Source organism: Rhizobacter sp. (genome assembly GCA_021153565.1).
Taxonomy (GTDB): Bacteria; Pseudomonadota; Gammaproteobacteria; order Burkholderiales; family Burkholderiaceae_C; genus Albitalea.
The window spans coordinates 12,986-25,563 of sequence record JAJKJU010000299.1 but is presented as its reverse complement, the minus strand read 5'-3'; the positions used below and the strand labels follow the sequence as shown (position 1 = coordinate 25,563).

The following is a 12,578-nucleotide window of genomic DNA, read 5'->3' as shown; positions in this document are numbered from 1 at the left end:
AAGCGCTAGCTGACGGTGTGCTTGCCGTCGCTCGCGACGATGGTCACGTCGGGGTAGTCGCCGGCCTGGTCGTAGCCGGGCACCCAGGTGAGGATGCCCGTGGCCGCGTCGTAGCGCGCACCAGCCGGCAGGTTGCGCAGGCTCACGGTGACGGTATCGCCATCGGCATCAGCCGCGACGATCGGCAGCTGCAGCGTCTGGCCTTCGGCCAGCGTGATGTCGCCCACGCCATCGAGCACCGGCACATGGTTGGCACCGGCCACGGCGATGGTGAAGCGGCGGATCGCCACGCCACCGCGGCTATCGACCACGCGCACCAGCACCTCGGTATCGGCGCGGTCACGGGCGGTGGGTGTCCAGCTCAGCGTGGCAGTGTTGCTGTAGCCGGTGGCCGATGCATCGACCGTGGCGGACTGCGCAATCGTCAGGCCCGCAGGCCCTTGCAAGATCTGCCAGAAGAAGGTGGCGCCATCGCTGTCGTCGGCTTGCAGCGTACCCGTCCAGGCCTGGCCCGCCTGGGCATCAGGCAGCGCGACCGATTCGGGATCGGCCGCACCAGCGACCTGCACGGTCGGCGGCGTGTTGTCGTAAGGCACCGCGTAGATGCCATGGCCGAGGTTGAACTTGACCAGCGTGCTCGAGCCCGGCGAGGTGCCGAAGATGCTGGCTGGCCGCACGCTCACCGTCTGGTTGGCCAGCGTCGCGCCCACGCCCAGCTTGCCGCCAGTGGCTTGCAGGCCGGCAGTGAGGTCGATGAGCCACAGATCCGCCTGATCGCCCGTCCCCTGCGTGGCGCCCACCACCTGGTTGGCAAAGTAGCGGCCCGGGTCGAGCAGCAGCGTCAGCGGCCCGCGGATGTCATCCACACCGATGTTGGTGATGCTGACGTCGTAGCTCACCTCGCCCGTCAAGCGGTCGGCACGGGTGTTGGTGAACACCAGGTTGACCAGGCTCGTGAGGTCGCTCACCGCCGTGAAGGTGGTGATGAAGGTGGCAGACAGGCGCACCTGCGCCGCGCTGCGCATCTGGGGGTTGATTTCAAGGCGCCACCCGCCGGCTGGCAGGTTGGGCAGAGTCAGAACAGCCGAGCGCGATCCGGCATCCCAGCGCACCGACACCGGCTGCAGCGTCAGGTTGCTGTTGGCTCCGGTCGCAATGAGGCTGTAGTTGCTGGCGTTCAGCACGCTCGACAGATCGTCTGCATCCATTCCGGACGATCCTGTCCACATGGCCTGGTCGAAGGTGACCGCGATCTGGCTCACCGGCAGCGGCAGCAAGGCGCCTTCGGCCACGCTGGTGGCCAGCACGCTCGGGGCGTGGATGGGCGAGATCTGGTCGATGTGGCCGGTCTGCGCGATCAAGATGATGCCGTCGCTCGTGGTGAGCAGGCTCTCGCCGCGCGTACCGCCCGTGGCGAGTTGCAGCACGCGGCGGCTTTGCAGCTCGACCATCCAGACGCTGGAGGTGTGCGGCACGCTGCCTGCGCCCTGCACCACCGGGCGCTGGGCAAGGTTGCTCGAAGCCAGCATCACACCGGCCAGCGGCGAGCCGGCCGCACCGAAAGCGATGCTGTCGACCACGCCGGCGATGCGGTACTCCACCTCGGCCCGGCCCTGGGTGCGGCCAGCCATTGGGAAGCTGATGATCTCGGTGGTGCTGCCCGGCACGGCGTCGGTGATGTCACTGCCCGTCCAGCGCACGCCCCACAGTCGGCCATCGGGCCCGAAGGCGAGGTCGCCCACGCGGCTGTTGGAGAAATGCTTCCAGGCCTTGCTGGCATCAGTGGCCTTGGGGTCGAAGATTTCGACGCCATTGCCTGACGACACATAGATCAGGCCCGAATCGGGATCGATCGCCAGGGCATGCGTCAACGGATCTTGGCCCGGGCCGATGTGGCGGTCGATCACGGCACCGGTGGTGGCGTCGACAAGCAGCAGTTCCCGCCCCGTCATCACCCACAGCTGGCCGAGTGCGTCGACGGCCATGTCGAGCACCGGCGAATCAAGCACGAAGAGTGGCGTGGTGGTGTGACCACCGTCTTTGCCGAACTTGAACACTTCGTTGCGCAGGCTGCCGGCACTGGCCAGCACCGAGCCGTCGGACAGTTGCACCATGGCCAGCGCGCCGATGTCGCCATCGCTGCCGGTGAAGCCATCGGCAAAGCCACGCACCGTCATCGGGGCCAGCACACTTTGCAAATCACCCGGCTGGGCGGGCGCAACGAATCCCGGCAGCCGCAACGTGGCCTGCTGGAAGATCTCGTTGCTCACATAGCTGCGCCCAGGCGCTGCCGCAGGCAGCTCGGCGGTGCCGGTGAGCGTGTCGTTGGCGCCCAGCGCCTGCTCGGCTTTTTGACGGCTGCCGTCGTCAGGCAGCACAGCGTTGGATACGACCGCGGCTTCGCGATTGCCCGCGTTGTCCGTGGCCGCAGCCAGGAACTCATAGCTCTTGCCGGCCTCGCCGGTGAAGACCACCTGGCTCGCGTCGCCCGCCACCTGCTTGCGCCAGATGCGGAAGTCACCTCCGTTCTCGGACACGTACACCGTCACGTGCTTCACGCCGGAGGCGTCGTCGGTGGCTTTCCAGCCCACGGTGTAGGTCGGCACGCTGCTGCCGGCCACACTGGTGACCGTGAGCTGGGTGACCGGCGCCGACGCATCGAGCGTGTGGCTGACCGAGCCGCTGTCGATGGGCGGTGCGTCGTCGAAGAAGGCACGGGCCTGCGAGCTGATGCTGGCGCCGGTGACGGCCTCGGCACTCGCACGCACGGTGTAGCTCACATAGCCCTTGTTGGTCTTGCCGCTCGCATCAGGCAGCAGCAGGCCGCGCGTGGCGTCGTGCAGCACCTCGCCGGTGTCGGGGTCGATGGCCTTGATCAGCCAGGTGGCGATGCGGGTTTGCGCATCGATACCTGCGCTCACGCGCAGCACGAAGCCCTTGTTGCCGCTGAAATCGAAGTCGCCCTGGAAGACGGCCTGGTCGCCCGGCACATGGATGTTGATGTCGCCGATCTTCAGGTCGTTCAAGCGCAGGCTGCGCGGGTCGAGGTCGGCATCGAGCTCGGTGACGATGCGCAGCTCGCCCACCGGGTGTTCCGTGGGGTTGCTGAACGACACCGTGTACGGCAGCGCGTAGTCGGCCGGCACGTATGACGTACTGCCCCCCGTGAGCACGGTCTGCGGCCCTTGCACCGACACGGCAACCTGAGCGTTGGCGGCGCGCTGCGCGGCCTGCTGCAGGTACTGCGTGAGGTTGAGTGCTTGCGGACCAACGGGGCCGAATTTTTCGTCGAGCACGCCGATGTGGCGCAGGTATTCCAGCTCGGCCGTACCGCCGGCGAACACGTCAAAGCTGATGAAGTGTGTGTCTTGGGTGGCATGCTGGTCGTAGTCGGCCGGCTTGGGGGCCACTGGAACTGGCACTTCCACCTCACCACCGTCATCGCTGTGGCGCGTTTCGGAATAGTCGACCGGCGCATGGGCAGCGATCGGGTCGCCGGCCCAGCGGGCGGTGTCGCCATACCACTGCTGCACCTTGGTGAAGAAGCCCAGCAAGTCAGCCTGGGTGCGGTAGCTTTCACCGCCCTTGCTCAGCAGGATGCCGGTGGCCAGCGTGGCGTTCAGGCTCATGACCTGCGGTTGCAGCCGGATGGGTGGCGCTTCATCGGCAGGCCGCAGCAGGCCCGACGCTTCCAGCGCCGCCAGCCAGCCTTGCACCCACTGCGCTTCGTCTGCCGCCAGCACCGCCAGGGTGCTGGGGGCGCTGGCGTCGGCAAGGATGGCCGTTCTCAGCTGCTTGGCGTGCGCGGTCTGGTCGGCAATGAACTCATCGCGCGTCAGCGGCGTGGCTGCACCCAGCGTGTCGAAGCGGAATGGCATCGCCAGGGCTTCGAGCTTGGTGATGTGAACGCCTGGTTCCGTCGAGACGAACTTGGCCGCCAACCCTGGGGAGATGTTGTTCAGCGACGGGATGCCGCCGTCCAGCAGGCCCTGCGCTTTCCAGTCAGGGCGGATGGCGTAGAGCTTGCTGCGCAGACCTTCGAAGTCGTAGGCCAGCCATTCGGCCAAGCCGGGGTAGGTCTGCACGTTGAAGCTGAAGCCGACGAAGCCGCCCGCCGCCACGTCGAAGGCATAGCCGGGGGCGAGGTTCCAGCCGCTGGTGTTGTCTGCGCCATCGAGCGAAGCCCAGGGGATGTCGGAGCGGATCGGCGTGGTGGGCGTGGCGCCGTAGCTTTGCGTGTTGCCGGCGTCCTGCGAGGTCGCGCCACCGGGCTGGCCGCCCACGTTGGACGAGAACACCACATAGGGCAGGTTCAGGCCTTCGAGCAGGTTCTGGCTGTTGCCCATGTCGCTCGCACCCACGTCGAAGCGCACGTAAGGCGTGTCGACGTTGGTCAGGCTTTGCAGGGTGACGCTGTAGGTCGTGCCATCACCAGGGTTGATCGTGCGTGCGCCGCCGATGCCGATGGTGACGTCGGCCTCGATGGCACGCTCCACCAGATAGCGGTAAGGCTCGGTGACACGCTGGCCGTCGGGGTTGATGACGCTGATGTCATACAGGCCCATCGGCACATGGCGCAGGTCGAACACCGCGCGGATGTGCGTGGCGGCTAGCACCTGCCAGCGCTCGGGCTCGATCTCGAACACGCCTGGGCGCGAGAGCTTGACCAGCGCGCCCGCTGCGAAGCGGGCTCCTTCGATATCGACAGTGACCCAGCGGTGGTCGTCGTCACCTACGCCGCCCTGGTCGGGTGTGACGCTGGTGATGGACAAGGGCAGCAAGTCGGCACGCAGTGTGGCCGCCGTGCCGGCCTGCGCCTGGCGCGCGCGCACCAGCACGTAATAGTCACCCGCCTTGGTGGTGGGAATCAGCACCTCTTGGTCGGGTGAGACTGGCTTGCTGTAGGCCGCGTCGAAAGCGTAGCCCGTGGGGATGTCGCCGTAGCGCACGTACAGCTCGCTGGCACCGTCGGTCGCGACAGAGTCGAGGTTGACGCGCAGGGTCTCACCTGCGGCCACGCTCAGCTTGTAAATCTGCACGTTGCCGGTGGTCAGCGTGGTGGCCAGCGGCGCGCCCACCGTCAAGGTGGGCACGGTCACGTTGAGCGTGGCGGCGGACGCCAAGCGGTTGTTGGCCTCGCCCGGCGGAATGTGCAAGCCGGTGTCGTTGTAGGTGATCTTGCCTTCGAAGACTTCGTTGTAGAGGTCGGGGCGCACGATCACGCGCCATGCGCCGTCTTTGAGTGCTGGCAGCGTGGTCTTGAGCGTGGCGGTGTAGGTGCCGTTGCCCGCCAGGTCGCCCGCATGGGCCACCTTGCCAAGCAGTTGATCGTTCAAATCCCAGGTGTTGTCGGACGACAGGTAGAGCGCATCGGTCCAGCGGCCCAGGGCCGGGTCGGTCGATTGGTTGGTGACCGTGAAAGTGATTTCTACCTCTTGGCCCACGGACACACTGGAAGGCACCACCACATTGGTCACCACCAGGTCGGCCGGCGGGGGGACTTCGATCAAGACGGGCTGAACCGCGGCCGCGTTGTTGTTGTCGTCCTTGCCGAACTCGTACACCCGGCCGTTGTCGCCCGAGCCCCAGGCACGCGCCGGATCGGTGACGACGAAGACGTAGTACGGGCCTTCAAGATCGCGCGGCGCGGTGAAGCTGAGCGTGCCCGAGTCGTAGCTGCCACCGGCTGGCAGGCCATCGCCATGCGACACGTAGCCGAGGTAGCGATCTTTGTTGATGTCGAGGAAGCGATCCTTGGACAGGTAGATCAGGTCGTACCACGACCCTTGGTCAGCAGGCGTCTTGCCACCTTTGTTCTCCACCGTGTAGCTGATGTTGAGCGCCTGGCCGGCGATGACCGAATTGGGCGCCGTGACCTGCGTGACCTGCAGATCGGGCGGTGGCGACAAGCTGATGGGCAGCGCCATGAACGAGACGTTGTTGCCTTCGTCCTGGAACTCCAGCACCGAGCCCGCCTGAGCCCCAGCATCGGCCAGCAAGCGCAGGCCTTCGCGGACAGTGCTCACCACGCCGTAACCTCCCCAAGGCGTGGCAGGTGAAGTGTCAGCCTTCACGATGATGCTGAAGTTGCCGCTGATCGACGACGGCAGCGTGAAGGTCGTGGAATTGGTGTACGACTCGCCGGGCTTCAGGTAGCGCGGCTTGCCTTCTGCGTCGGTGAGGTAGGTCTGGCGCAGGCGTGTCAGCATCTCCCCTTCATTGCCGCGATCGACCACCGGATAGTCGCTCGGATCCATGGAGGTGTCGCGCGACAGGAATACGCCGTCGAACCAGCCGGGCACGCGCGTTTCACGCGTGCCGCGGTTGGTGACCGTCCACGACACCGTGATGGTGTCGCCCGAGGCCGGGTTCGGGTCGGAGCTGGTGATGCTGTCGATCTGCAGATCGGGCTCGCGGTAGGTCACGTTGAGCGTGCCGCGGCTCCTGTTGTTGTCGTTGCGTGCGCCTTCGAACACGCTGTAGGCGTAGAGGAAATCGCGGGAGCCTGCGTTGTTTTCGCCACGCAGGTCTTCGCTCATCGCGCCCGATGAGACGGCAGGCGACAGCCCATCCGTCGGATGGCTGGAATCGGTGATGACGTAGATGTAGTACGGCCCGTTGGTACCCGGCGGCAGCTTGAAGCGCGCCGAGGCGGTGTAGCTCGCCCCCGAGGCCAGGCCCGCGGCGTTGGAGTGAACCAGGGCTCCCAGCGCGGTGGCGCGGTTGGGAATGAATTCGGGATCCGGGCTGAAGTAGACGCTGTCGACCCAGCCACGCGTGCCGCTCCACACGTCGGCGCCGAAGTTGGTGACCGTCCAGATGATGGTGGTTTCTTCGCCCGAGAAGTTCTCGGGCTCGGTGACGATGCTGGCCACACGCAGGTCAGACGGCCGGTTGTCGACGTTGGAAGCCACCGCACGGGCGTTGTTGGACTCGTCGAGCTCGGCGATGTCGTTGCGGTAGGCATAGCCCGGGTTGTACGGGCGGTCGGTCTCGACCACCAGATAAGCGCCCTTCACCGAGGGTGCCAGCTGCACCGTCTGCGAAACGGAATAGGTTTCGCCATTGCCAAGGCTGCGCTGCTGGTTGAACTCACCCACCATCCATTTGGTGGTAGCCCGGGAGAGATCGGCGTTGTCAGCGACCCAGACCCTGTCGGTCCAGGCGCCGTTGAAGAGGTCGCCCTGGTTCTTGACGGTGTAGCTGAAGCTGTAGTCGCCCGGTGCGGTGACGGCAGGCGTGGCTGTGGCCTGGCTCACCACCAGATCGGGCGGCGTCATGCCGAGCACGCTGACGGCACGTGCCTTGTAGTTGTTGTTGTCGATCTGGCCCGCGTCGTCGGGGTTGATGTTGCTGGCCAGCGTGTCTTCGAGGATCGCGTCGTAGGTGTCGCTCCACACCGTGATGTAGTACTGGCCGGAACGTACGTTGTCGGGGATCTGCCCCTGGATCGAACCCAGGTAGTCCTCGCCCACCGAGAGGTTGCCGGTGTGCGTGACCTGGCCGAGCAGGATGTCGCCCTTGGATGGTGACGGGCGGCGCTTGTCCACCGTGAGCCAGACGGAATCGGTCCAGCTGTTCACGGCTGAGGTGTCGCCTTGCGAGCGGGCCGCACCACTGTTGGTGACCTTGTAGGTGACGCCCACGGTCGCGCCGTGCACCAACTGGTCGGGCGCAACCACGTCGCTCGTCACCAGGTCGGCAAACGGAATCGGGTCGACGTGGAACTTCTCGGCCTTGACGTTGTTGCCTTCGTTGGGGTACTCGTCGATGCGGTTGGGCGCATCGACCGAAATGATCATGTAGACATCGCCGCGGAAACGAATCGGGATGTTGATCGCTGCAGTCTGCGTGGTGTAGCTCTCGCTCGGGGCCAAGGCTGCTCCGCTGTCCAGGCGAGCGGCCAGCACATCGTCGCCGCTGAGAATGCCATCCAGCGACAGGTAGACGTAGTCTTGCCACTGGCCGGATGTGGCCTCCGGGCCCATGTTGGTGACGGTGAACCGCACCGACGCGGTCGTACCCGCCGTGACACTCTCGGTTGGAGCGACCACCGCGCTTACGTGCAGGTCGGGCCTCGGGTTCAGGCTCACCTCGGTCACGTCGCCGGCCGTGGTGGTGTTGTTGCTGCGAGCCGAGCCGTGCTCATACACCTGGGTGCTTGACGACGAGCCCAGCGCACTGTTGGTGACGACACGCAGGCGGTAGGAACCTTCGATCTTGGACGGCAGGCGAACCTGCTCGGTGCGGGTGTAGCGAATGCCGGAGTCGAGCCCGCGGTCGTAGGTGAAGGTGCCCAGCACGACGGCCGATCCCGTGCCCGAAGCAGGCACCAGGACCACCGTGTCGGTCCACTGGCCAGCGGCACGCGCCTCGCCCTGGTTGATGACCGTCCACGACAAATCGACGAGCGCGCCCTCTTTGGACGTGGCCGGTGCATTGATAGCCTCGACCAGCAGGTCGGGCGATGGCGACAAGGCCACCGGAACGCTGACCGAGCTGGCCTGGTTGTTGTCTGTGTAGATGAACTCGAACGGCCCGCCCGTGGACACGTTGAGGTAGTAGTTGCCGGAGATGCCCTCGGGCAAGGTGACCTGCATGCTGCGCGTGTAGCGCCCTGCCGGCGCCAACTGGCCGTTGTGCGAACCCGAGCCCAGATTCCAGCGTGTGCCGGTACCGTCGGGGTTGCTGCTGAGCCAGACGTTGTCGCTCCACGAACCGGCGTCGGTGATGCCGATGCCACGGTTGACCACCGTCCAGGTGACCGTGATGGGCCGGCCGCTGAAGGCATCGCTCGGCGTCGTGACCGACTCGACCTGCAGGTCGGCATAGGGGATGGGCATCACGTCCATCGCCTCGGGTGCGGCAGCCGTGTTGTTGGCCTCGCTCGTGTTCTCCCACACAGCGCCGGCCGCGTCGGTGCGCACGAAGACCCGGCCGTGACGCGAAACGCCCGGACCGAAGCGGTAGGTGACGCTGCCGTTGTAGCTGTCGCCCACGGCCAAGCCACCGGTGCGCTCCAGATTGCCGAGAACGATGTCGTCGGAGTCACCCAGCACGTCATTCTGCGAATAGATCACGCGGTCGGTCCACGACAGCGTGCGGCCGAGGCCCGTGCCCATGTTGGTCACGGTCCACTCCACCGTCACCGAGGCCGGGTCGTCGATCACGCGTGTAGGCGCCTGCACGGCGCTCACCGCCAAGTCGGCGAAGAAGTCGCGCGCGACGGCGATGGCGAGCATGTCGGCGTTGTTGGCCTCACCGCTGGTGTTCTCATTGTTCTGGTTGGTCGCGTCGGTGACGACGATCAAGCGCCAGTCGCCTTCGAGATCGACCGGCAGCGTGAAGCTGAGCTGCCCAACTTCGCTGGCCCCAGCCCCCAAGCTGGTGTGAGTGATTTCACCGAGCTGGGTGTCGCCCGCGCCGACCACGCCGTCGCGCGACAGGTAGACAGCATCGCGCACATGGCTGGCGTCGGCCGTGCCGCTGTTGCGGGTGGTCCAGTTCAGCGTGAGCGTTTCGCCGCCTTGCCGCAGACCCGTGGTGGCCAGTTGGCTCACCACCAAGTCGGGGTGGACCACCGCGATCGACGCGCTCCCCACGTTGTCGGCTTCCGACGACTCGCTCACGTAGCCCCAGCGGTCGGCGATGACCTCAAGCCGCCAATTGCCCGCCGGCATGGCCGGCACGGTGTAGCTGAGCGTTTGGGTATAAGCGGCGCCTTGCGCCAGGTTGCGCGTGCCCGAGGGGGAGCCAAGCGTGACGATGTTGGACGCGTTGCCGGTGTCCACCAGCCGCACTTCTTCGGCCAGCCAGGAATTCACCGGATCATTGCCGGTGTTGCGCACGGTGTACGTGAGCTCGACCGTTGAACCCACACGCCATTGGGTGGGCGCGGTGAGGTCCTGCACCACGAAATTGGCGCGCGGTTCGGGTTGAACCTGGGACGACGCTGCGGCAATCACAACGTTGTTTGGCGTGCGGCCGAGTTCGTAGACGGCCGCGAAGGCGTCCGTCTTGACGATGAAATACATGGGGCCCGAGGCGTCGCGCGGGATCTGCACGTCCATCGCAGCGGCGTAGCTCCCGTTGCGGTCCAGCGCCCCGACGTGGGTCACCGAGCCCAGCAGAATCGAACTGGCGCTAAGCGACGGGGTGCTCGACAGATAGACCTGGTCGACCCAGCGGCTCACGTCGGTAGTGACGGTTCCGTTGTTTTGGACGGACCACTCCACCCGAGCCGTGCGACCCGCAAAAATCTCGGCCGGCACGGCCGCCAGCGAAGGCACCAGATCGGCATAGGTCTGCAGGATGGCAATGGTGCCGGACAGGCGCAGGTTGTCGGCCCGGGTGTCGGGCTCGCGCACGGCGCTGTTGATGTCGGAGATGACGGCGATGCGGTAGTTGCCCTGCAGCCGCGTCGGGATGCGCACGCTCGCGCTCTGGCCATAGCTGGCGCCCACGGCCAGCGCACCGGTGTGGGTGACGCTGGCCAGGATCACGTCGTCGGCGTTGCCGATGACGCTGTCACTGCTGAGCACCACACGGTCCACCCACGAGCCGTTGGCGCTCACGGCGGCCACCGGGCCTTGGTTGGTGACGCTCCAGCTGATTTGGGTCTGTGCACCCGACTCCACGGTGGTGGGGGCGACCAGATCGGTCACGGCCAGATCGGCGTATTGCCTGAGGGTGGTGATGAAATCTCCGGCGGAGGTGTTGTTGGTTTCCGCGTTGCCGGCCAGGTTGGTTTCGAACAGGATGGCGGTGCCACTGGCCGAGCTGTCGGCGGTGATGAAGACATCGAACTGGCCCGAGCCCAAGACGCCATCAGGCAGCGCAAAGTTGAGCGAGCGAGCACGGGCCTCGCCGGGCTGCAGTGGCAGTGCAGCAGCGCCGGCAAAGGCCACCGAGGTGTCGAGAATGACTGCACCGGCCGTGCCGTCTGCGTTGCGCTGGCGCACCACCACACGGTCTTGGTAGGCCACGGGTGTAGGAACGCTGCCCTGGTTCACGTCCTCCCAGACGAGCGTGACACGGTCACCCGACTGCACGCCGGTTTGCAACAAGCCCGGATTGCGCACGACGAGATCGGGCCCCACGCTCACGACCTGTTGCTTGGCGTTGTCGTTTTCCAGCGCACCGCTGGCGTTGTATTCGGAAACTTCGGACAAGGCGTCCACCACCACCCGAAGGCGGAAGGCGCCAATGGCGTTCAGACCACTCGGCCAGTTGAAGCTGGCGCTGCGATCAGCAGACGAGCCGGCTGCGATGTTTTGCGCCGTGAAGGCCTGTGCCAGATTGGCCACCACCACGCCAGTGGTCTGATTCAACAGCTCCACGCGCTCGGTCCAGCCTCCGGTGGCCGCAAGGCTGCCATCGTTGCGTGTCGTCCAGCGCACCGTCACCGGCTGGCCCGCGCTCCAATCGGCGGTCGGCGCGATCGACAGGTTGGCCGCCACCAGGTTGGGATAGTCAGCCAGCGCACTGGTGAAGTTGGCGAAAGCCCGGTTGTTTTCTTCTGCCACTCCGCCTTCGGGCTGGGTGTTGGTGACGTCTGTCTCCACCGTGACGGACAGATCGCCAGCGCCAGCGGGGCCGTCGGGCAAACGAATGTTGACCTGGCGCGCCACCGTCTGTGACGGCAACAGCGAACCATTGCCTGGGTCCGCCTCGACGAAGGGCATGCTGACTTGGGCCACCACCTCGCCCGTCGCCGGACGACGAACGATCACACGTTCGACGAAGTCTCCGAGCGTGGCACTGACGCCGTTGTTGAGCGTGGTCCATGACACGGTCATCGTGTTGCCGGAGCGAATGTCGCTGCCCGTCTGGGCTGGTGTGACGGCCACGCTCTGCACCTGCAGGTCCATGGCCGTGGCGGTGACGCCAAGGTCTATGGTGCGCGGCAGGCCAGGCGTGTTGACAAAGACCGCCAGCCGGTAGGCCACCGGCACGTTGTAGTTCTGGTAGTTGTCGAGCAGCACCGTGTAGCGGCCACTCACGGTGGCCACGGCCTCCGCGTCGCCCAGGGCCGCGCTGGTGACATCTCGCCCATAGGGGTCAACAATGCGAACACCGCCCGTGTAGTTGTAGTGCGAGAAGCCAACCGTCGCATCGTAGGCAGAGGTACGGATGGTGAGATCGCGGAAGTCCACGAACAGCCGGTCGCCTGCCTCGGCATCCACGCTGTAGGCCACCATCTCACCGCTGGGCTCAACACGACCTTCAACGATCTGCCCGTTCGTCAATGGCGTGGCGGTGCTCTGATCCAGCAGGCGGAAGGCGTAGCTGTCGTTGCCAAATCCCGAGGTGTAGACCTGCAGCGTGTAGGTGCCGGGTGGCAGATCCAGCACGCGGGTGGAGGGTGCAGTCGTGCCCGTTGACAGGTATTCACTGCTGGCCAACGAGGTGTTGTACGGGCCTGTCAGCGACCAGTACAGGTTGTCGTTGCCCGCACCGCTATTGAGCCGGTCGAACTGCACGGTCTTGCCTTCATCCAGGGTGAAGGTGTAGGTGCGCGACTGGTTTTGTGCGTTAAGCGTTCCTGAAACTGTCTGGTTCAATGCGATGACGCCGGC

1 protein-coding gene is annotated in these 12,578 nt (G+C 65.8%); it reads right to left on the bottom strand.

Annotated elements, in window-relative coordinates:
- Positions 1-5 precede the first annotated feature (5 nt).
- A complete protein-coding gene (locus AC30NL_RS18820) occupies positions 6-12,563 on the bottom strand; it encodes a CARDB domain-containing protein (protein WP_489465516.1) in 12,558 nt (4,185 codons plus the stop codon).
- Between the last annotated feature and the right edge of the window lie 15 nt (positions 12,564-12,578).